Below are 21175 nucleotides of genomic sequence, written 5' to 3'. Positions count from 1 at the left end.
TGCCCACTGCCGGCCGCCACCCCCGTGTGGTCCAGCCGGGTGACGGCCACACCCAGGACCCGCCGCGGGGCCCGGCGGGTCTGGACGCCGCGGAGCGCCACCGCCGCCCCGCGCGGGGGGGTCGCGGCGACGACGGCGATCAGGACGGAGAGCGCGACGGTACGGACCTCGTACCGCAGGTCGCCGTTCAGACGAATGGCCGCCATGCCTATGTAGTGCATGGCGGCGACCCCGAGGCCGGTGAACGCGCCCGCGATCAGCAGGGTCGTCGTGTTCGCACCGCGATAGCCGACGGCGAAGACACCGAGACCGACCACGGCGACCGCCACCGCGAGGCTGAGAATCGTCAGGCCGACGTCGTAACGGATACGGCTTTCCTCGACCTGGAATCCGATCATGGCGATGAAGTGCATCGTCCAGATGCCGCAGCCGATCGAAGCCGCTCCGAGCGCGAGCCACCCCGGTCTCCAGGACCGGTCGTCGCGCAGGGACCTGGTGATGCAGCGCAGTCCCAGCGCGGCTCCCAGACAGGCAATGGCATAGGCCGCGAGCGGTGTGACCGTTCCGTAGCTGAATCCGTCGACTGTGCCTTGCATATGCCAACATCCCCCCGGAATACGACTGTTGCGGGGACATATGTACGTGCCACAACAGGGCGGCAGCAAGGGTTTTCGTGCAATTGCAGCCAACGGAGTTCCGTAGCGGCCAATTCCGGTCACGAAGAGGCCCTATTGAGCCGGAGGGAAACATTCCGGTGGCGCGGCCCACGACCACGGTCACCCGACCCCGACCCCGACCACAGACTTCCTCAGACCCCTCCAGGCGCCCTCAGGCCTCCTCAGACCTCAGACCTGAGGCTTGGACGTCACGGTGAACTGCGCCCCGTCGGGATCCCGCAGCACCGCCTCCGTGCTGGTCGCGCCGTCCCGGACCGTACCGCCGTGCCGCAGCGCCGCGCGGATGCAGGTCTCGACGTCCGCGACGGAGAAATGGACCTGCCAGTGGGGCCGGATCGTGGGATCGGGGGCGGCCTCCACCGCGCCGGAGTGGATACGGGCCACCACGTCGCCGTCGCTGCGCAGGACGACCTCGTCCCCGTCGTAGTGCACCTCGCAGCAGCCGGGCCGCGAGGTCGCCCACTCCAGCACCCCGCCGTAGAACATGGCGGCGTCGAAGGCGTTGCGCGTGTGCAGTCGCAAGAAGGCGGGGGCGGCCCGGCGCCACGTCTCCCAGCCGGCGACGAGCTGGCCCTCCCAGACACCGAAGACGGCTCCGTCGCGGTCCGCCAGCAGGGCCGCCCGGCCCGGCGGGAAGCCGATGGGCCCGACCGCCGCCGTACCGCCGCGTTCCTGGCCGCGGGCCACCGCCTCGTCGGCGCTGTCCACGGCGAAGTACGGGGTCCAGGCGACGGCCATCTGCCACATCGTGGCCACCGCCGCGATGCCCGCGACCGGCACCCCGTCCGCGTAGGCGATCCGGAACCGGTCCATCAGCGCGGTCGTCCGGAACCGCCACCCCAGCACCGCCCGGTAGAAGTCCTCGGCGGCCTGCTGGTCGCGCGCCGTCAGACTGACCCAGCACGGGGCTCCCGCGACCGAGTGGCTGGAGACGACGTCGTTGCGGACTCTTGCGTCGCTGTTCATGGCAGTACCGTTCCTGAATCGTGCCGAGGGGTGTGGGCGGCACCCGACAGCGTCGGGAGCACTGGCCGGGCCGTGGTGCCGTCTTCCTCAGCATCCCCCGCTCCCGCCTCCTTCGCCCGGAGGCGGGCGGGGTCCCACGCCCCGAGTACCCGGCGCTCGGGCGCGAAACAAACCGGCGCCCAGGACCGCTCAATCGTGCGCCGGCCTGTCGCTCAGCCGGTGGTCGGCCAGATTCAGCGCCTCGTCGACGACCCGCCGCAGATGCCCGTCCCGCAGCGAATAGATCACCCGGCGGCCCTCCTTGCGTGTGTTGACGAGGCCCGCGAGCCGCAGCCTGGCCAGGTGCTGGCTGACCGCCGGACGGGCGGCCCCGCACCGCTCCGTGAGGGTCGTGACGTCCGCCTCGTCCTCGGTCAGGGCGTGCAGCAGGACGAGACGGGTGCGATCACCCAGGAGGGCGAAGAGTTCGGCGGCGAGGGCGAACTGTTCGTCGCCCGGGGTGCGCGGATGCTCATCGTGCGCAGGTGATAGGTGCATGCGTGCGCTCATACGCACATAATGGCTCGGTGGGGCGGTCAGGTCCACCTGGTCGGGTCCACCTCGTTCACGGACATCCCGGAAAGGCGATCAGGTGAGCACTGAGCACGATCACGGGCACGGGCACGAGCGGGACCGGGAGCACGGGCATGCACACGGGCATGGGCATGGGCATGGGCATCCGGAGGACCATGGGGACGGGCACGGGGATGAGCACGGGCATCGCTCAGGGAGTGCGTCCCGGACCGGGCACCGGCTGCGGCACCGGCTGACCCATCTCCTCACCCCGCACTCCCACGCGACCACCGACAAGGTCGACTCCGCCCTGGAGTCCTCGGCCCGCGGTATCCGTACGCTCTGGATCTCGCTGGCCGTCCTCGGTGCGACCGCCGCGGCCCAGGCGGTCGTCGTCGCCCTCTCCGGCTCGGTGGCGCTGCTCGGGGACACCGTGCACAACGCGGGGGACGCGCTCACCGCCGTACCGCTCGGCATCGCCTTCGTCCTGGGGCGGCGGGCGGCCGACCGCCGGTTCACGTACGGGTACGGCCGGGCGGAGGATCTGGCGGGACTGGTGATCGTGCTGACGATCGCGGCCTCCGCGGTCTTCGCGGGCTGGACGGCGATCGACCGGCTGCTCGATCCGCGCCCCGTCGAGCACCTGCCGGTGGTCGCCGCCGCGGCCGTCATCGGCTTCGTGGGCAACGAGTGGGTGGCCCGCTACCGCATCCGCGTCGGCCGCGAGATCGGCTCGGCCGCGCTGGTCGCGGACGGACTCCACGCGAGGACGGACGGCTTCACCTCGCTCGCCGTGCTGCTGGGCGCGGGTGGCGCGGCGATCGGCTGGCAACTCGCCGACCCGGTGGTCGGGTTGGCGATCACGGCGGCCCTGCTACTGGTGCTGCGCGACGCCGCGCGCGAGGTGTTCCGCCGGGTCATGGACGCCGTCGACCCGGCCCTGCTCGACGCGGCCGAGCGGGCGTTGCGGGACGTACCCGGTGTACGTGGGGTCGGCGAACTGCGGCTGCGCTGGATCGGCCACCGGCTGCGCGCCGAGGTGGCCGTGGTCGTCGACGGGGAGTCGAGCGTGCGCGCGGCCCACCGGGTGGCGGTCGCGGCCGAACACGCCCTGCTGCACGCCGTACCGGGCCTCACCGCGGCCCTCGTGCACGCCGATCCGTCACCCGCGCCGGGCGAGTCGGACCCTCATCTGGCGCTGGCCCACCACGCGACGGGGCCCGCCTGAACGGTCAGGCGCCCCCGAGTCCCTCCAGGACGACGGCGTTCGGCAGTTCCGCGAAAGCCTTCCCGGGCACGAGCAGCTTTCCGCGCCGCCGGCCGCTGCCCACCAGCACGTACGGCAGGTCGACGACGGCCGAGTCCACCAACACCGGCCAGTGGGCGGGCAGTCCGAGCGGGGTGATGCCGCCGTACTCCATGCCGGTCTCGCCGGTCGCCGTGTCCATCGCCGCGAACGACGCCTTGCGCGCGCCGAGTTGCCGCCGGACCACGCCGTTCACGTCGACGCGGGTGGCGGACAGCACCACGCACGCGGCGAGCGTGGTCTCCCCGCCGCGCTTGCCCGCGACGACCACGCAGTTCGCGGACCGGTCCAGGAGTTCCGGACCGTAGTGTTCGAGGAACGTGGCCGTGTCGGCCCACTCCGGCTCCGTGTCCACGTACACGATCTGCTCGGCGGGGACGCTGCCGCGCCAGTCGCGTACGGCGTCGGCGACCGGGCGGGTCAGCACGTCGAGGCGTTCGGTGGCGGGCGTGGCGTCGTCGAAGTGTCCGATGGGTGCGCGCATGACGGCACGCTAACAGCCGGGCGAACGGCTCCCGCCGGGGCCTCGGCCTCGCACGGAGGGCATCCGCACAGGGCCGTACGACCGCCGCACGAGGCCGTACGAGGCCGTACGGGACTCAGTGCACGCCGGGGACCGAGACCGCCATGACCATCTCCACGGGTACGTCGCCCGCGTTGGCGTACGTGTGGGGGGTGTTGGCCTCGAAGGAGGCGCTCGAACCGGCCGGGACGCGGTACTCCGTGCCGTCGACGGTGAGCGCCAGTTCGCCCCTCGTGACGTGGATGAGTTCGACCGTGCCCGTGGGGTGCGGATCCGAGGGGCTGCCCTCGCCCGGCATCAGCCGCCAGTCCCACATCTCCAGGGGGCCGGGGGCCTCGGTGCCCGCGAGGAGGCGGTTGTAGCTACCCGCGTCCGTGTGCCAGAGCCGTACGGCCTGCTCCGCCGGGACGATCCGGACCTTCGGACCCTGCTCGTAGTCGAGCAGGGTCGTGATGCTGATGCCGAGCGCGTCACCGATCTTCACGACGGTGCCGAGGCTGGGGTTGGTGCGGGCCTGCTCGATCTGGATGAGCATGCCGCGGCTGACCGCGGCGCGGGCCGCGAGGGCGTCGAGGGTGAAGCCGCGCTCGGTGCGCCAGCGCTTGACGTTGCGCGCCAGCGACTGGGTCAGGAGGTCGAGGTCCGACACATTCCGTCCAATATTCTGGATGACAGAGTCTAATGAACTGAACTACGGTGGGGTGCACCGGATCGTTCACCGAACTGTACTGCGAGGCACTTGATGACAGCACTGTTCGCCCTGGCCACCAGCTTCCTGTGGGGGCTGGCCGACTTCGGCGGCGGCTTGCTGACACGGCGTACCCCCGCACTGACGGTGGTGGTCGTCTCGCAGTCGATCGCCACGGCGGTGCTGGGCACGATCGTCCTCGCGACGGGCGCCTGGAGCGAGACCGGTCCGCGGTTGTGGTTCGCGGTGGCGGCGGGACTGGTCGGGCCCGTCGCGATGCTGGCCTTCTACAAGGCACTCGCGCTCGGGCCGATGGGGGTCGTCTCGCCCCTCGGTTCGATCGGGGTCGCCGTGCCGGTGGGGGTCGGGCTCGCTCTCGGGGAGCGTCCCGGGCCGATGCAGTTCGTGGGGATCGCGGTCGCCGTCGCGGGAGTCCTCCTGGCGGGTGGGCCGCAGTTCAGGGGCGCGGCCGTGCAGCGGCAGGCCGTGCTGCTCACGCTGCTCGCCGCGTTCGGCTTCGGGACGGTGATGACGCTCATCGCCGAGGCGTCGACCACGCTCACCGGGCTGTTCCTGGCGCTGTTCGTGCAGCGCGTCACGAACGTCGTCGCCGGTGGGGCTGCGTTGTGCGTGTCCGTGCGACGGGGTCGGGTGGCTCCGCCCCGGGTCGCCTGGCGGGCGGTGCCGGCCTTCGCGTTCGTGGGGCTTGCGGATGTGGCGGCCAACGGCACGTATTCGCTGGCCGCTCAGCGGGGGCCGGTTGCTGTGGCCGCGGTTCTTGCCTCGTTGTATCCGGTGGTCACGGCCGTGGCGGCCCGTGGGGTCCTGCGGGAGCGGTTGCGGGGGGTGCAGGCGGTTGGGGCGGGGCTTGCGCTTGTGGGAACGGTGCTGTTGGCCACGGGGTGATGGGGGGGGTGGCTCCGCCTGGGGTTGTGCGTCGGCTGCGGGTGCGTTGTGGCTTAGCGCGCCGTTCCCCGCGCCCCTTAGGGGGTGGGGGCCTGGGGATGCGTCTTCGGCCGCAGGTGCGTCGTGGCTCAGCGCGCCGTTCCCCGCGCCCCTTGCGGGGCCGCTGCCTGGGCGTGATCCCTATGGGGCGTCGTCTATTGCTCTCAGGGCTCTGATGCTCTGTTCGTCCAGTTCTGACAGGGCCAGTAGTTGTTCTGGGGTGATGTCGGCCGGGATCGGGGTCGGGGCCGGGGTGCGCAGAGGGGGTTGCCAGCCTTCGGCCGGGGTCCAGCGGCGGACCACCCGGGCCGGTGCGCCCGCCACCACCGCGTGGTCGGGGACCACGCCGCGTACCACCGCGCCCGCCGCCACCACGACGTTCCGGCCGATCCGCGCCCCGGGCAGGATCACCGCGCCCGTGCCGATCCAGCAGCCGGGGCCGATCTCCACGGGCTCCATCCGCGGCCACTGCTTGCCGATGGGCATCTGCGGATCGTCGTACGAGTGGTTCGTGGACGTCACGTACACGTAGGGCCCGAAGTAGCAGTCGCTGCCGATCGTGACCGTCGTGTCGGCGATGACATGGCTGCCCCGGCCGAGGACGACACCGTCGCCCAGCCGCAGGATCGGTTCCGCGCCGAGGTCGAGGTCGGGCATCAACCCGGCCGTCAGCGTGACCTGTTCACCGATGATGCAGTGGTCGCCGAGGTGGATCCACGGCTCGCCGAACACCGTGCCCTGCGGGAACGCCAGCCGGGTGCCCGTCCCCATCGCACCGAACCGCAGCCGCCCCGGCCGCTCGGCCGTCACCGCGCCGGTCCGCTGCACCCAGGACCAGCCCGCGTGGACGGCCCGCTGGACGAGGCGGCTCCGCCGGGACGAGAACGTGTTCTTGCTCTTGGGCACCCGCTCACCGTACTCAGCGTCACGTCTGCCCAAGAGCTCGGCCGCCTGTGATCTTCGCCCCACCGCCACCGACCTGCGGTTCACCCGCAACGGATGATGCGCCCGCACCCCGTCGGAGGTGCGCTGGCGCAATGACCTGGTACCGCGCTGTTCATCCTTTCCATACGGCCGGACGCCTGGCGCGCTTCACGCTGGGGGCCGCCGCCGACGTCACCGACACGGCGATCCGCCGGCTGACGGCCGCGGTCGTCGACCGGATGGACCTGGACGAGCTCGTGTCCCGCGTCGATGTGAACCGGGTCGCCGAGCGCGTCGACGTCGACCGGATCGCGGCCCGGCTGAATCTCGACGCCGTGCTCGACCGCATCGATCTGGCCGTCGTCGCCAAGGACGTGCTGGAGGAGATCGACCTCGGCCGTATCGTCCGCGACACCGGCGGCGGAATGGCCGGCGAGACCGTCCACGGGCTCCGGGCCCGGAGCATGCGGGCCGACCGGATGGTGGACCGCATCGCGGACCGCCTGCTGCGCAGACCCGACACGGAGCAGGGGGACGAGCCGGACTCGGACCAGGGTTCCGTGGTGGTGTCCGTGTCCGGTCCTGGGCCGTCCCGCGAGCCGACGCTCTGACGGGGGGGGGGACCGTGACGGGGGCGGAGCGGGCCGGAAGCCCGCGGGGGGAAGCCGCGGGGCTCGTGTCACGGGCCCTGGCGGGCATGGTCGACGCGTTCGTGATCGTCGGGCTCGGGCTCGCCGTGCAGTTCGGGGCCGGCGCCGTGCGGCTGCTCGTCAGCGGGCCGCCGTTCCGGTTGCCCGACCCGCCGGTCTGGCTCTCCGGGCTGTGCGGCTGGACCATCGCCCTGCTCTACCTCGCCGGCAGCTGGGTCGTGACCGGCAGCACCGTGGGCGGCAGGCTGCTGGGCCTGCGCGTCACCGTACGCTCGGGCGGGCCGCCGGGTGTCCTCCGGGCCCTCGCGCGGGCCGCGTTGTGCGTGGTGTTCCCCTTGGGCCTGCTGTGGATTCCGGTGAGCAGGCGGCGTGCGTCGGTGCAGGATCTCGTCCTGGCCACCGCCGTCCGCCACGACAGGATGTGACAGGCCGTCACGTATGTCTACGCGCCGGGCTGCCGCCTGGGCAGCATGGCCGCGGCGGTGAGTCCGCCCAGGCCGACGAAGGCCAGCACGCCCAGGGCCACCGCGTACGGTCCCGCGGCGGGGTCGGCGACCAGGATCGTGCCCGCGATGGCCGTGCCGAGCGACGAGCCGAGGTTCGACACGCTGCGGGACAGCCCCGAGATCTCGCCCTGCCGGTCCTCGCCGAAGCTCGACTGGACGACATTGACCGACGGGGTGAGCATCACGCCGAGTCCCAGGCCGATGAGGAGCAGTCCGGGGGTGAAGGCCCAGACGCTCGGTGAGCCGGAGGCCATGACGATGAGCAGAGCAATCCCGCAGATCGTGACGCCGAAGCCGACGATGATGAGCGTCCGCTGCGCCCACCGCTGCACCAGGCGCTCGGCGGCGAGCGAGGCCGCGAGGATGCCGAGGGTGGCCGCGGTGAAGATCGCGCCGGTCTCTATCGCGTCGTATCCGCGCACGACCTGGAGATACGCGGCCACCACGAACGACACCCCCATCAGCATCAACCACTGGGCGTGCTGGGTGACGAGTCCGAGGTTGGACGTGCGGTCGTGGAACAGGCTCGTCGAGAACAGCGGCTCCCTGCCGGACCGTTCCTTCGTTCGCACCCAGCGGAAGAGCCACACCAGGACGAGCGCGCCGAGCACCAGCAGGCCCGCCATGAGCCAGCCGTTGTCGTCGGCGGCCAGGATGCCCATGACGACGAGGACGAGGCCGACCGCGGACAGGACGGCTCCGCCGGTGTCGAAGTGCCGGTCCGGCTCGGGCGGCAGGGGGTCCCGGACGTGGCGGCTCAGCACGATGATCAGCGCGACCACCGCGGCCTGGAAGACGAAGGCGGCCCGCCAGCCGATCGCCGAGGTGATGAGCCCGCCGATCAGCGGCCCCGCGGCGGCGCCGATCCCGCCCAGCGCCATGACGGTCCCGAACGCGCGGGCCCGGGAGGTCACGTCGGGGAACAGGAGCGTGGTGAGGATGTAGACGGGCGGGATGAGCAGGGCCGTGCCGATTCCCTGGAGGATCGAGTAGCCGAGGCCGAGGACCCCCAGGCCCGGAGCGAGCGCGCTGAGCACGGCTCCCACCCCGTAGACGGTGAGGCCGGCGAGGAAGCAGCGTTTGCGGCCGTAGCGGTCGGTCAGCTTCCCGCCCGGGATCATCAGCGCCGCCATCGTCAGCAGGAAGACCGTGATGACGGTCTGCACGCCCTGGACGGAGGTGTCCAGGTCCTCGCTGATGTCATTGATCATGACGTTCATGTTGGAGCCGGCGTAACTGCAGATGAACTGGGCGAGCGCGAGCGGGGCCAGGACGCGTCGCGCGGGGCGCGCTGTCTGTCCCGGGGCCCTCGTTTCAGGGGGGTTCGGTGGCATGGCCATGTCGGCTCCCGGACGTTCGGATGCGAACATCGTCCGTGGCCGCTGATCGCCCGTCATCACCCTTGCGAGGTGACGACGGGTTCGTGCGCCAGGGGCTAAATGTCGATGGGCGAGGGACCGGGCGGAGGGCCGCGATGCCAGGTGACAGGAAGAGCGCGTCGAGCGTCCCGCCGGGCCTGCGTACGGTCCTGGCCTACCGGCGGGAGTGGCTCGTCAAGGACGTCGTCGCGGGTGTCGTCCTCACCACGCTGCTCGTGCCGCAGGGCATGGCGTACGCGGAGCTGGCGGGACTGCCCGCGATCACCGGTCTGTACACGTCCGTGCTCTGTCTGCTCGCCTACGCCGTCTTCGGCCCGTCACGCATCCTGGTGCTCGGCCCGGACTCCTCGCTGGGCCCCATGATCGCCGCCACGGTCCTGCCGCTGATCGTCGCGGGAGGGGACAGCACGCGTGCCGTGGCGCTCGCCTCGATGCTCGCGCTCATGGTCGGGGCGATCACGATCCTGGCGGGGGTGGCCAAGCTCGGCTTCATCGCCGACCTCATCTCCAAGCCCACGATGATCGGCTACATGAACGGCCTGGCGCTCACCATCCTGATCGGGCAGCTGCCGAAGCTGTTCGGCTTCAAGACGGACGCCGACGGGCTGCTCGCCGAGGTCGGGGACTTCTTCCAGGGGCTGACCGACGGGAAGGCGGTGCCCGCCGCCGTGGCGGTGGGGGTCACGGGGATCGTCCTGATCCTGGTCCTGCAGCGATGGCTGCCGAAGGTTCCGGCGGTCCTCGTCATGGTGCTGCTGGCGATCGCCGCGACCTCGCTCCTCGACCTGGGCCGGCACGGCGTCGGCCTGGTCGGTGAACTCCCCCGCGGTTTCCCGCCGCTGACCTGGCCGGACATCCGCTGGGACGACCTCGGCCCGCTCTTCGTCGGCGCGCTGGGCATCGCGCTCGTCTCGCTCGCCGACACCATCTCCAACGCCACGGCGTTCGCCACCCGCTCGGGCCAGGAGGTCCGCGGCAACGAGGAGATGGTCGCGATCGGCGCGGCGAACGTGGCCGCCGGACTCTTCCAGGGCTTCCCCGTCAGCACGAGCGGGTCACGCACGGCCGTGGCCGAACGGGCGGGCGCGCGGAGTCAGATCACCGGGGTCGTCGGAGCCGGCCTGATCGTCCTCATGCTGGTGCTGCTCCCCGGGCTGTTCCGCAATCTGCCCCAGCCCGCGCTGGCCGCGGTGGTGATCACGGCGTCGCTGTCCCTGGCCGACCTGCCGGGGACGGTACGGCTGTGGCGTCAGCGCAGGACGGAGTTCCTGCTGGCGATCGCGGCCTTCCTGGGTGTGGCCCTGCTCGGCGTGCTGCCCGGGATCGCCGTCGCCGTGGGCCTGTCGATCCTCAATGTCTTCCGGCGGGCCTGGTGGCCGTACAACACCGTCCTGGGGCGGGTGCCGGGGCTTGAGGGCTACCACGACATCCGCTCGTACCCGGAGGCCGAGCATCTGCCCGGACTGGTGATCCACCGCTTCGACGGTCCGCTGTTCTTCGCCAACGCCAAGGCCTTCCGCAACGAGGTGACACGGCTGGCCCTCGGCGAACCGCAGCCCGTCTGGGTGCTGATCGCGGCCGAGCCGGTGACCGACGTGGACACCACGGCCGCCGACGAGCTGGAGGAGCTGGACGAGGCGCTGAACGAACGCGGCGTCAGCCTGGTGTTCGCCGAGCTGAAGGACCCGGTGCGGCGCAAGATCGAGCGGTACGGACTGACCCGGACCATCGAGCCGGGACACTTCTTCCCCACCATCGAGGCCGCCGTCGCCGCCTACCGGGAGGAGACGGGCGCCCGGTGGGCGGCGGCGGTCCGGCCGCCGCCGTCCCAGGACTGAGCGGACCGGCGACCGGCCGGCCCGCCTAGCCGACGGAGAGGACGTGCGTGTCCCAGGCGTCGAGGTCGACGAAGAGTCCCGGACCGGTCAGTTCGGCGCCGGAGCGCGTGTACCGGGCGGCGTCGAGCAGACTGGTCAACGTCCGTTCTTCGGGGCCGAGTTCGGGCCACGGCAGGCGGATCTTCGCCTGGGCCCGCTGTCCGGAGAGGTTGACCACGGTCAGGAAGCGGCCCGCCCCGCCCGACCAGCCCCAGGCGAGCAGATCGCGGTGGGAGGAGTTGTCGGGCCAGCCCTCGCAGTCGAGGAGCCGCCACTGTCCGGTGCGCATCCCGCTCCGGTGGACGGCGCCGAGCAGCGTCTCGTGGAAGGCGCGCAGCGCGGTGTCCGGTGTCTCGTCGGGCCGCCGGTCCAGGAAGACCGGCAGCTGGGTGCGGCGCCCGGTGAACTGCCCCTCGTGCCACAGGGTCGCCCCGGGCAGGGTGGCGATCATGACGGCCGCGGCCCGCTCCTTCGCCGGGTCCATCGTGTACGCGGCGCGTGGCTCGTCGTGGTTCTCCAGGAACCGTACGAGCTTGCGCTGGTAGGCCTCGTCCGCCGTGAGGTGTCCGCGGACGGACTCGGGGCCCTCGTGCAGCAGCCGGTCGTAGAGCCGTTTGTCGTAGCAGAAGTCGAAGCCCTGCTGCTGCAGGTCGAACTCGCGGTCCCAGTAGGCCTCGGCGGCGAAGATCATGCCGGGATGTCCTCGGCGTACGCCGGCGATGACGGTGGGCCAGAAGTCCTCGGCCGGCCGCTCGCCCGCACGCTCGCCCCAGGTCCGGGCGAAGATGTCGTTCATCATGAGCATCGCCATGTCGCAGCGGACCCCGTCGCACAGGTCGCCGATCCGCATGAGGACGTCCGTGGTGGCCGCGCGCAGGGCGGGTTCGAAGGCGTTGAGCTGCACCACGTCCGGCCAGGGCGGGAAGAAGGGGTCGCGGCCACGGGCGAGGACCTGGCCTTCGACGGAGAGGTAGGCCGCCGGATCTCCGCGCAGGTCGTCCTCGCTCCCCCGGACGAAGTACTCCGGGTGCGCGGTCGTCCAGGGGCTGTCCGGCGCCACGTGGTTGGGCACGTGGTCGAGGAGCAGTCCGATGCCCCTGCCCGCCAGTTCGGCGCGCGCGGCGGCGAGTCCCGCGCTCCCGCCGAGGTCCGCGTCGACCTCGTAGCGGCGGATGCAGTACGGCGACCCGGCGATCTCCTCCTCCTGGAGGTCGGGGACGGCCCGGGTGAAGGCGGCGCGCAGGGACGGGTCCCGCAGCGCGATGTCCCGGCCCTGCGGGCTGCGCTCCCACACGCCCATGAGCCAGACGGCGTCGATGCCGTGCGGGGTGACCTCGTCCCAGGCGTCCTTGGGGACGTCGCCCAGTCCCCCGCGGCGGCCGGTCCGCCGCTGGATCTCACGGAGCCAGACACGGGTGTTGACCTCGTGGACGACGGGCTGTGCGGGGATCGTGCTCATGGTGTCCCCTTCTTGGCGCGGTCGGTCAGGAAGTCGTTCGGGGTGAGCGTGCCGAAGACCGTCATCAGTGTGGCGACCAGTCCCGTCCAGCCGGTCTGGTGGGCCGCGCCCATCCCGGCGCCGTTGTCACCGTGGAAGTACTCGTAGAACGAGATCAGGTCCCGCCAGTGCGGGTCGTCCTGGAGGATCCGCTGGCCTCCGTGGACGGGCCTGCGTCCGTCCTCGCCGCGCAGGAAGAGCCGGGTGAGCCGCTCGGAGATCTCCTGGGCGACCTCGAAGAGGGTCATCCGCACGCCGGACCCCGTCGGGCACTCCACGGTGAGGTCGTCGCCGTAGAAGCCGTACAGGTTGAGCAGGGCCCGGACGACGAGGGCGTTCATGGGGAACCACACGGGTCCGCGCCAGTTGGAGTTGCCGCCGAACATGCCCGTGTCCGACTCGGCGGGCAGATAGCCGACCCGGTACTCCTCGCCGCGCACCCAGAAGCGGTAGGGGTGTTCGGCGTGGTGGCGGGAGAGGGACCGGATGCCGTACGGGCTGAGGAACTCCTCCTCGGACAGCAGGTACGAGAGCACCCTGAGCAGTTTCTTCTCGTCGACCACGGACAGCAGCCGGGGGCCGCCCGTCGTACCCGCCTGTACGGAGGTGAGCGTGACGGAGAGCGAGGGGTGGCGGTCCGCGAAGCGGCGCAGCCTCTCGCCGAGGCCCGACACCCGGGTCAGCTGGGCCGGCCGCAGGACGGTGGCCGCGCACAGCGGGAGCAGACCGACCATCGAGCGGACCTTGAGCCGGACGGCCTGGCCATCGGGCAGCCGCAGGACGTCGTAGTAGAACCCGTCCTCCTCGTCCCAGAGTTCGTCGCCGAGGTCGCCGACCCGGTCCATGGAGGCGGCGATCCACAGGTAGTGCTCGAAGAACTTCAGGACCAGTTCCTCGTACGCCTGGTTGTGTTCGACGAGTTCCACGGCGATCTGCAGCATCGCCTGGCAGTAGAGGGCCATCCACGCGGTGCCGTCGGCCTGTTCGAGCCGGCCGCCGGTGGGCAGGGGCGCGCTGCGGTCGAAGACGCCGATGTTGTCGAGGCCGAGGAAGCCGCCCTCGAAGACGTTGCGGTCGTCCGGGTCCTTGCGGTTGACCCACCAGGTGAAGTTCGTCAGGAGTTTCTGGAAGGCGCGCTCCAGGAACTCGCGGTCGGCGCGGCCGGTGGTGCGTTCCTCCATCAGGTAGACGAAGTACGCGGCCCAGGCGTGCACCGGCGGGTTGACGTCGGCGAAGTTCCACTCGTAGGCCGGGATCTGGCCGTTGGGGTGCAGAAAGGTGTCCTTGAGCAGCAGTTCGAGCTGTTCCTTGGCGAAGCGGACGTCCACGGTCGCGAAGGCCACGGTGTGGAACGCCAGGTCCCAGGCGGCGAACCAGGGGTACTCCCACTTGTCCGGCATGGACACGATGTCGTCGCTGACCATGTGGAACCACTCGCGGTTGCGCACACCGGGCCGCGGCATGCTCCAGGGGTCCAGGCCGTGCTCGGCCAGCCAGGTCTCCAGGTCGAACAGGTAGTACTGCTTCGACCAGAGCATCCCGGCGAGCGCCTGCCGCTGCACCCGGGCCCGGTCCTCGTCGGCACCCTCGGGGGTCAGTCCGCGGTAGAAGGCGTCGGCTTCGGCGATCCGCTCCTCGAACACGGCCTCGAAGCCGTGGTCGTCGAAGCCGTGGTCGCCGGCCGGCTGGGCGTCCGTGGGCGCGATCCTCAGCCGCAGTGTCACCGAACCGCCCGCGGCGACGGTGAGCGTGTGGTGCGCCGCCGCCTTGGTGCCCTCCCGCGCCGGGTTGACGGCCTCCCGCTCGCCGTCGACCACGTACCTGCCGATGCCGTCCTTGACGTACGGGGAGGAGTTGGGCGAGCCGAAGAGCCGCTCGGCGTTCGTCTCGTTCTCCGTGAACAGCAGCGGTACCTCCTGCCCGAACCGGCAGTCGTAGCTGCCGAGTTGCGGGTGCACGGCACGGATCGTCGCCGTGCCGCCCGGCCCGCCGGCCGCGCTCATCCGCGGTTTCGGGGCGTCGCCGCCGTCCTGCCACGACCAGGTGTTGCGGAACCAGAGGGTCGGCAGGACGTGCAGGGTCGCCTCGTCGGGGCCGCGGTTGTCGACGGTGATGCGGGCCAGTACGTCGTCGGACGACGCCTTGGCGTACTCCACCGTCACGTCGAAGTAGCGGCTCTCGTCGAAGACACCGGTGTCGAGGAGTTCGTACTCGTACTCCTGCCTGCTCCGTTCACGGTTGACGGCCACCAGGTCGTTGTACGGGAACTCGGCCTGCGGGTACTTGTAGAGGTACTTCATGTAGGAGTGGCTGGGCGTGCTGTCCAGATAGAAGTAGTACTCCTTGACGTCCTCGCCGTGGTTGCCCTCGCCGTTGGTGAGGCCGAAGGCGCGCTCCTTGAGGATCGGGTCGCGGCCGTTCCACAGGGCGAGCGCCAGGCACAGCCGCTGCTTCTCGTCGCAGATCCCGCCCAGTCCGTCCTCGCCCCACCGGTAGGCCCGCGAGCGCGCGTGGTCGTGCGGGAAGTAGGACCACGCGTCACCGCCGTCGCTGTAGTCCTCCCGGACCGTGCCCCACTGACGCTCGCTCAGATAGGGGCCCCACAGACGCCATCGGCCTCCGTCGTCGCCGGTCGGACCGATCCGCTCGCCGCTCGTCCGCGCGTTCATCCTGGCTCCCTGTCACAGGCCTACCGGGGCTGCGTCAGTCTGTCCGGCCCCTTCCGGCGGTGCCTCACCTGCCGCGGGTGAGGACCCGGGCGGCCCCTCCCCTCACCTGTGGCGGGTGACGCGCACCGGGCAGGAAGGCGGCTGGATGGAGACGGACCACATCGAAGGGAGCGGTCATGGTCAGGATCGGACCTGTGCAACTGCTGACGGTCGAGTTCGGACCCGACGCGAAGTTCGAGGGAAGGATCATCGACGAGCTCGTGGCGCTCGACCGCAGCGGCCAAGTCCGCTTGCTGGACCTGCTCTTCGTGCAGAAGGAGGCAGACGGAAGTCTCGTCACGCTCGACTACCAGGCGGAGGGCATGGGCCAGACCGTCGCCGCGCTGCTGGGCATCTCGCGCGAGGTGCTGGAGGGCGCGGAGTCGGAGTTCCCGTCACTGACCGAGGGGAACGCCTTCGGCCTCGCCCCGGACGACATCCTGGGCCTCGCGGGGGCACTGACCCCGGGAACCGCCGCCGGCTTCGTCCTGCTGGAACACACCTGGGCCAGGGAACTGAGGGCGGCGATCCGCGACGCGGGCGGCGTGCCCGTCGCGGAGGGCTTCCTCACCGAGGAGTCCCTCGGCCTGGTGGTCATGGAAATCACCGACGCCGTCGCGCGACTGGACGAGGCGGCCTCGGAACAAACCCGCAAGGGCCGGACACCCGGCCGGAACACCAGGAGGTCCTGATGACCGATCTCGTCGTGCTCGGCTTCTCCGACAAGGAGAAGGCCGAATCCGTGCTGCGCCTCTCGAAGGACCTGTCCAAGCAGGAACTTCTCGACCTGGACGACGCGGCGCTCGCCTGGCGGACCCCGGACGGGAAGATCCACGTCCGCCAGTCCTTCAGCCCCACCGCGCACGGAGCCGCCGGGGGCGCCCTGTGGGGCACGCTCTTCGGCCTGCTCTTCCTGATGCCGGTGTTCGGTGCCGCGGTCGGCGCGGGCACGGGCGCGCTCGCCGGGAAGCTCACGGACGTGGGCATCAACGACGCGTTCATCAAGGAGATCGCGGGCACGCTCGAACCGGGCAGGGCCGCCGTCTTCGCGCTCGTGCGGCGTTCGACGTCCGACCGGGTGCGTGAGGCGCTGCGTCCGTTCGGTCCCACCGTGCTGCGCACGTCGCTCACCAAGGAGCGCGAGGAAGAGCTGATCGCCGCCCTGCGGTAGTGACGACCGCCGAACCGCCCGGCCGGACTTCACCCGGGTGAGATGTGGCCCGCACCGGTCCGCGGCTTCCCGGTGCGGGCCACACTCTCGTCTGGCGGACGTCCACTGCGCTGGGAGCGAGGTACCGTCGATGGACGAGCGGACGGAACGACGGCGCCCGCCGGACACGGCTCTCACGCCCCCGCCGGCCCGCGTCGGACCCTCTGTCAGACGGCAGGCCCGGGCGCCGCGTATGTCCCCTCCCGGAGTACCGCCGCTGCCGACGTGGCTGGTCCCCCGCCCCCGGCTGACGGACCGTCTCTCGCAGGGCGTGCTGGGGCCGCTGACCGTGGTCGTGGGACCGGTCGGGGCGGGCAAGTCGGCGCTCGCGGTGGAGTGGGCGCACACCCGGCGTGCGCCGGGCCCGGTGGCCTGGGTGACCTGCGACGGGGCGGAGGAACAGCCCGACGTCTTCTGGCCACGGGTCCTCACGGCCCTGCGCGAGGCATCCGTCGAACTCCCGTCGCTCACGCCCCCGCCCCCCACGACCTTCACGGTCCCGGACACCCGGGCCGAGGACACCACCGGCCCCTACGACTCCGGCGAGGGTGCGCCGCGGGCGCCCCTGGAGGGGCGCGGGGAACTGCGCGACCAGCCCCCACCGACCGGCACCCGCCGCGAGCGGGATGCGCCACAGGCGCCCCCTGAGGGGCGCGGGGAACTGCGCGACCAGCCCTCACTTGCCGGCACCCGACGAACGACCGCCAACGGCACGACACGAGGCACGGGTCTCCGCGACACGGCCCGGTCCGCCCCGCCCGGGGGCACCGGGCCAAACGGTGCCCCCTTCGACGCCCCGCCCCTCACCGACGGAGTCGCCCCGCACGACTTCCCGCCCGCGCCGGTACCACCCGCCCCGGCGGTCGGAGAGCCACTGCTCGTGGCCGCCCTCGCCGCGGGGCTCGCCGCGCGCGAGGAGCCCGTCGTCCTCGTACTGGACGACTTCCAGCCGGAGAGCGGCTCACCGGTCGCCGAGGGCATGATCCGGCTGCTCCGGCACGCGACCCCCACGCTGCGGCTTGTCGTGGTCTCGCGCCGGGACCCGCCGCTGCACCTCCACCGGTACCGGCTGGCCGGCGACCTCACCGAACTGCGCACCGGGGACCTCGCCTTCGACGACCGGGAGACGGCGGCGCTGCTGGCCCAGCACGGTGTCGAGGTGCCCCGGCCGGTGGTGAAGACCCTGCGCGAGCGGGCGGACGGCTGGGCGGCGGGCCTGCGGCTCGCCGCGATGTCCATGCAGGGGCACCCCCACCCGGAACGGTTCGTGGCACGGTTCGCGGGCGAGGACGAGGCGATCGTCAGCTACCTCGTCGAGGAGGTCCTGGACGGCCAGCCCCCGGCGATGCGCCGGCTCCTGCTGACGACCAGCGTGCTGGACCATCTGAACGCCGAACTGGCCACCCAGGTCGCGGGCCAGGAGGCCGGCCGGCACTTCGCCACGCTCGTCGCGCAGAGCTCCTTCCTGCAGCACATCGGTCACGGGTGGTACCGGTGCCACCGGATGTTCGCCGACGTGCTGCGGGTGCGGCTGCGCCACGAGGCACCGGACCTCGTGCCCGATCTGCACGGGCGGGCGGCCGAATGGCTGGGCGAGCACGGGCTCCTCGCCGAGGCCGTACGCCATGCCCTCGCCGCGGACGACCGCCGCTACGCCGACCGTCTCGTCGTGCATCAGCTGGCGATCGGGCAGGTTCTCGCCCTGACGAGCACCCGGCTGCCCGGCGAACTGCTGACCCGGACGACATCCTCCGGCCCCGCGGCGGCCTCCCGGGAGGCCCTCGGACCGGAGTCCGCGCTCGTCACCTCGGCGAGCGCGCTCGCCCGGGGCGACGGGCCGGCCTGCACGGACGGCCTGGCCCTCGCCGACCGGCTGATCGAGGAACTGCCCGGGGGTGGCACCGACCGGATCGCCCGGTGCCGGCTGGCGCACTCCGTGATCCGGACGGCGCGGGACCGCCCCCGGCACCTGACGGCGGCGAGGTCCGCCGCCGCGGACGCCGAGCGGCTCTTCTCGCGGCTGCCGCGCGGCCTGCTGGAGGACCGGCCGGAACTGGTGGCGCTGACCCTGTCGGTCCGTGGCCGCGCCGAGCTGCGGGAGGGCGACCTCAAGGCGGCCGAGGCGTCCCTGACCACGGCCCTCAAGGCCTCCTCCGCCGCCGAGAACGGCGTCCTGCGCCGGGACTGCCTCTCCGAACTGGCGCTGCTGGAGGTGCTGCGCGGCCGGTTCCGGGCCGCGGACCAGTTCGCCGGGCACGCCCGGCACCCCGTACCGCAGGCGTCTGCGGAGCCGGACCCCTCCCTGGCCGCGCTGCACGTCGTACGGGCCTGGATCGCCCTGACCCGCCTCGACGCTCCGCGCGCGCGGAGCGAACTCTCCCGGGCCCGCGCCACCCTGCGCGAGGTGCCCGACCCCTTCGTCACCGGCGTCGGCTCCCTGGTCGCCAAACTCATGACCGCGGTGGAGACCGGCACGGGGCGTCCCGAGACCCTGGACGCCATCCCCGACATCACGGCGGACGGCTGGCTCGCCGAAGGGCTGCGGCAGTCGGTGCGGCACGCGTGCGCCGCCTCGCTCGACGAGGCACGCGCCCGCCGGCTCCCCGCACGGCCGGTGCCCGGCGCCCGTGGCACGCCGGATGCCCGGCCGCCGGACGACCGGGCCCCGGTCGAGTCGCTCAGCGCGCGCGAACACGACGTCCTGCGTCATCTGGCGCAGATGATGACGACGGAGGAGATCGCCGACGAGCTGTACGTGTCGGTCAACACGGTGAAGACGCACCTCAAGAGCGTCTACCGCAAGCTCGCCGTGACCCGGCGTTCGGCCGCGGTGCGGCGGGCCCGCGAACTCGAACTGCTGTGACGCCAACGGCCGCCGAGGACCGCGCAGGGCCGCGCACGGCCGCGACGGACCGCGAACGGCGTGTCAGACAAGGCCCAGTTGCCTCGCGCGGGCGACGGCACCCGTGCGCGACGAGACCCTGAGTTTGCGGTAGACGGCCCGCACATGGCTTTTCACCGTGTTGTGCGAGACGAAGAGTTCCGAGGCGATCTGACGGAGCGGCACGTCCTCCTGGAGCCGGACGAGCACCGCGTGCTCGCGTTCCGTCAGGAGACCGGCCGGCGACGCGAGGTCCGGGCGTCCGGCGTCACCGGAGGGCACGGCGGCCAGTGCGGCCGACGCCTCGTCCAGCAACAGGTGCGTACTGCGCGGGTCTCCCGACTCGGCAGCGATGTCCGTGAGTGCGTCGGCGACCCACACCAGACAGGCCGCCACCACGGTGTCCGCGTCCTCGGCGGCCCGGTCCAGAGCCCGTAACCGGCCCTGCAGCACGGAGATCCGCTCGAAATCCGGCCCATCGGAGTGCCCTTGCCTTCCTCCCCGTTCGGCCTTCAGGACGGCAGGCATGCGACTCACCTCCTCGACAGAGAGCGGGGGGCGGTACACAGCAACCGTGCGGGCTGGATCTTGGGACGGGAAGGGGACTTAGGGCCATTTAACGCAGATGCCGGATGCTGTCTACGACGTGTTGGGGGAAGCGGGATCCGTATCGGGACCTCGTCCCTCGGGCAATCGGCGCACTTCGACCAGCTCCAGTCCGAGGGCCTGGATGCGGTCCAGGATCCCGTACAGCGCCGCCTGGTCGAGCCGGGCGCCGTGCAGGACGGTCTCCGGCGGACTGACCGTGACCGTCAGCTCGGCGAAGGCGGAGCGGAAGGCCTGGGAGACCCTGCCCTTGATCCGGATCTCGAAATCCCCGCCCACGGGCCGCGCCTCGCCCCGCTCGGGTCCAGGGCGTTCCTCCGCCGTTCCCATGCCGCGTCACCTCCGCTGCCCGGGGCCGGGTCACGTCACCATTCTCACAGGCCGTGCGCGGGACACATCACACAGCGGGGGTGACGGCGACGGGCGGCCCGGTCCGTGCACGACCACCACACTCATCCACAGCGGGTGAAGCTCAGCCCCCGGAAGCAGCGGGATGCTCCTGCTTCCGACAAGGAGGTACCCGACATGGCTGAGCAGACTTCGGCAGGGCAGACCCGGCAGGGCCAGCCACCGCAGGAGCCCCGGATCAAGCCACTGATGGTCGGCGGGGTCGTCTTCGCCGTCTGCATGATGGCCATCGTGGGCGCGTACCAGGTGTTCGTCGGCATGGGCGCGTTGATGGAGGACAACTTCTACACCCGGGCGAACGACTACCCGTACGACCTCAACATCAATGTGTGGGGCTGGGTCCACCTGATCTCCGGGATCGTCGTCCTGGCCGCCGCCTTCAGCGTGTTCAAGGGCAAGACCTGGGCGCGCGTCGTGGGCATCACGGTCGCCGCGCTGAGCGCGCTGGAGAACTTCTTCTTCACCCCGTACTACCCGCTCTGGTCGATCCTGATCATCGCCCTCGACGTGCTGGTCATCTGGTCCCTGGCCAGCTACGGCCACGCACAGGCCCACAAGATCTACGGGGCGCCGATGTAACCCGGACTCATCCGGTCGCCCCGGCCCGTCCGGCTCACCCGCCGGGCTCCGCCGGCCGCGCCGCCGTCGGGCGGGCGGCACCGCGGGCCGACGGCAGGGCGAGCCGGGCGATCCGCGCCCAGTCGAGGCGCGGCAGCGGTGAGCGCGTCCCCGGACGCTCACGCGGCACCAGCACGCGCAGCGCACCCGGCCGGGCCTCGCAGCGCACGGGGACGCTCAGGTTCAGCGCCTCGCCGTCGACGCCCACACCGGTACCCGACACGGCGGGGGAGACGCCCACCGACCCCGCCGT

The 21175-nt window shown here is 71.9% G+C and carries 20 protein-coding genes and 1 pseudogene; 9 read left to right on the top strand and 12 right to left on the bottom strand.

From position 1 onward, the window contains the following. The 3 genes from ACFVH5_RS25815 to ACFVH5_RS25805 form a co-directional block, all read right to left on the bottom strand. The coding region (locus tag ACFVH5_RS25815; protein WP_385836153.1) for an MHYT domain-containing protein at positions 1 to 596 on the bottom strand (596 nt) is incomplete at its 3' end. Positions 597 to 845: 249 nt separating this feature from the next. Further along, positions 846 to 1643 (bottom strand): VOC family protein, encoded by a 798-nt coding sequence (locus ACFVH5_RS25810; RefSeq protein ID WP_384808506.1) that lies wholly within the window; start codon positions 1641 to 1643, stop codon positions 846 to 848. A gap of 189 nt (positions 1644 to 1832) precedes the next feature. Beyond that, positions 1833 to 2192, bottom strand: a complete 360-nt coding sequence (locus ACFVH5_RS25805; protein WP_385836152.1) for an ArsR/SmtB family transcription factor — start codon at positions 2190 to 2192, stop codon at positions 1833 to 1835. 82 nt (positions 2193 to 2274) lie between these two features. On the opposite strand from ACFVH5_RS25805, the gene ACFVH5_RS25800 reads away from it, so the two are divergent. Then, entirely contained in the window at positions 2275 to 3423 is a 1149-nt protein-coding gene (locus ACFVH5_RS25800; RefSeq protein ID WP_385836151.1) for a cation diffusion facilitator family transporter, read from the top strand. A gap of 4 nt (positions 3424 to 3427) precedes the next feature. Here the strand turns inward: ACFVH5_RS25800 and ACFVH5_RS25795 are convergent, their stop codons facing one another. After that, a complete protein-coding gene (locus ACFVH5_RS25795) occupies positions 3428 to 3985 on the bottom strand; it encodes a YbaK/EbsC family protein (RefSeq protein WP_385836150.1) in 558 nt (185 codons plus the stop codon). Positions 3986 to 4100: 115 nt separating this feature from the next. Continuing rightward, entirely contained in the window at positions 4101 to 4673 is a 573-nt protein-coding gene (locus ACFVH5_RS25790) for a helix-turn-helix domain-containing protein (RefSeq protein ID WP_385836149.1), read from the bottom strand. A gap of 93 nt (positions 4674 to 4766) precedes the next feature. Here ACFVH5_RS25790 and ACFVH5_RS25785 point away from each other — a divergent pair, with 93 nt between their 5' ends. Next, positions 4767 to 5618, top strand: a complete 852-nt coding sequence (locus ACFVH5_RS25785) for an EamA family transporter (protein ID WP_385836148.1) — start codon at positions 4767 to 4769, stop codon at positions 5616 to 5618. Between the two features lie 180 nt (positions 5619 to 5798). Here the strand turns inward: ACFVH5_RS25785 and ACFVH5_RS25780 are convergent, their stop codons facing one another. Then, on the bottom strand, positions 5799 to 6563 hold the full coding sequence (locus ACFVH5_RS25780; RefSeq protein ID WP_385836147.1) for an acyltransferase: 765 nt from the start codon (positions 6561 to 6563) through the stop codon (positions 5799 to 5801). 131 nt (positions 6564 to 6694) lie between these two features. On the opposite strand from ACFVH5_RS25780, the gene ACFVH5_RS25775 reads away from it, so the two are divergent. Continuing rightward, entirely contained in the window at positions 6695 to 7192 is a 498-nt protein-coding gene (locus tag ACFVH5_RS25775) for a hypothetical protein (protein WP_385836146.1), read from the top strand. Between the two features lie 65 nt (positions 7193 to 7257). Beyond that, positions 7258 to 7656 (top strand): RDD family protein, encoded by a 399-nt coding sequence (locus tag ACFVH5_RS25770; protein WP_385836145.1) that lies wholly within the window; start codon positions 7258 to 7260, stop codon positions 7654 to 7656. Between the two features lie 17 nt (positions 7657 to 7673). Here the strand turns inward: ACFVH5_RS25770 and ACFVH5_RS25765 are convergent, their stop codons facing one another. Continuing rightward, positions 7674 to 9071, bottom strand: a complete 1398-nt coding sequence (locus tag ACFVH5_RS25765) for an MFS transporter (RefSeq protein ID WP_385836172.1) — start codon at positions 9069 to 9071, stop codon at positions 7674 to 7676. Positions 9072 to 9211: 140 nt separating this feature from the next. Here ACFVH5_RS25765 and ACFVH5_RS25760 point away from each other — a divergent pair, with 140 nt between their 5' ends. Beyond that, complete coding sequence (locus ACFVH5_RS25760; protein ID WP_385836144.1) at positions 9212 to 10954, top strand: SulP family inorganic anion transporter; 1743 nt, start codon at positions 9212 to 9214, stop codon at positions 10952 to 10954. A gap of 25 nt (positions 10955 to 10979) precedes the next feature. Here ACFVH5_RS25760 and ACFVH5_RS25755 read toward each other — a convergent pair whose 3' ends face one another. Together ACFVH5_RS25755 and ACFVH5_RS25750 are read right to left on the bottom strand one after the other, a co-directional pair. Continuing rightward, positions 10980 to 12452 carry an alpha-amylase gene (locus ACFVH5_RS25755; RefSeq protein WP_385836143.1) on the bottom strand — a complete coding sequence of 491 codons (1473 nt, stop codon included), beginning with the start codon at positions 12450 to 12452 and terminating at the stop codon, positions 10980 to 10982. Beyond that, entirely contained in the window at positions 12449 to 15160 is a 2712-nt protein-coding gene (locus ACFVH5_RS25750) for a glucosidase (RefSeq protein WP_385836142.1), read from the bottom strand. Before ACFVH5_RS25750 ends, ACFVH5_RS25755 begins: the two co-directional genes overlap by 4 nt. 176 nt (positions 15161 to 15336) lie before the next feature. On the opposite strand from ACFVH5_RS25750, the gene ACFVH5_RS25745 reads away from it, so the two are divergent. The 3 genes from ACFVH5_RS25745 to ACFVH5_RS25735 all read left to right on the top strand — a co-directional run bounded on the left by ACFVH5_RS25745 (position 15337) and on the right by ACFVH5_RS25735 (position 19272). Beyond that, positions 15337 to 15891 carry a DUF1269 domain-containing protein gene (locus ACFVH5_RS25745; protein WP_385836141.1) on the top strand — a complete coding sequence of 185 codons (555 nt, stop codon included), beginning with the start codon at positions 15337 to 15339 and terminating at the stop codon, positions 15889 to 15891. Then, complete coding sequence (locus ACFVH5_RS25740; RefSeq protein WP_385836140.1) at positions 15891 to 16370, top strand: DUF1269 domain-containing protein; 480 nt, start codon at positions 15891 to 15893, stop codon at positions 16368 to 16370. Before ACFVH5_RS25745 ends, ACFVH5_RS25740 begins: the two co-directional genes overlap by 1 nt. A 232-nt stretch (positions 16371 to 16602) precedes the next feature. Next, a complete protein-coding gene (locus ACFVH5_RS25735; protein ID WP_385836139.1) occupies positions 16603 to 19272 on the top strand; it encodes a LuxR C-terminal-related transcriptional regulator in 2670 nt (889 codons plus the stop codon). Positions 19273 to 19335: 63 nt separating this feature from the next. Here ACFVH5_RS25735 and ACFVH5_RS25730 read toward each other — a convergent pair whose 3' ends face one another. Beyond that, on the bottom strand, positions 19336 to 19818 hold the full coding sequence (locus ACFVH5_RS25730) for a LuxR C-terminal-related transcriptional regulator (RefSeq protein ID WP_385836138.1): 483 nt from the start codon (positions 19816 to 19818) through the stop codon (positions 19336 to 19338). Between the two features lie 111 nt (positions 19819 to 19929). After that, positions 19930 to 20226 carry a hypothetical protein gene (locus ACFVH5_RS25725; protein ID WP_385836137.1) on the bottom strand — a complete coding sequence of 99 codons (297 nt, stop codon included), beginning with the start codon at positions 20224 to 20226 and terminating at the stop codon, positions 19930 to 19932. Between the two features lie 195 nt (positions 20227 to 20421). On the opposite strand from ACFVH5_RS25725, the gene ACFVH5_RS25720 reads away from it, so the two are divergent. Then, positions 20422 to 20883 carry a hypothetical protein gene (locus ACFVH5_RS25720; RefSeq protein ID WP_385836136.1) on the top strand — a complete coding sequence of 154 codons (462 nt, stop codon included), beginning with the start codon at positions 20422 to 20424 and terminating at the stop codon, positions 20881 to 20883. A gap of 34 nt (positions 20884 to 20917) precedes the next feature. Here ACFVH5_RS25720 and ACFVH5_RS25715 read toward each other — a convergent pair. Further along, positions 20918 to 21175, bottom strand: a pseudogene (locus ACFVH5_RS25715) (diacylglycerol kinase); the annotation flags it as partial.

The sequence above is a fragment of the Streptomyces sp. NPDC127119 genome (genome assembly GCF_042677425.1).
GTDB lineage: Bacteria > Actinomycetota > Actinomycetes > Streptomycetales > Streptomycetaceae > Streptomyces.
Note: the sequence above shows the minus strand (reverse complement) of the source record. Positions and strands in the feature narration are given on the sequence as shown.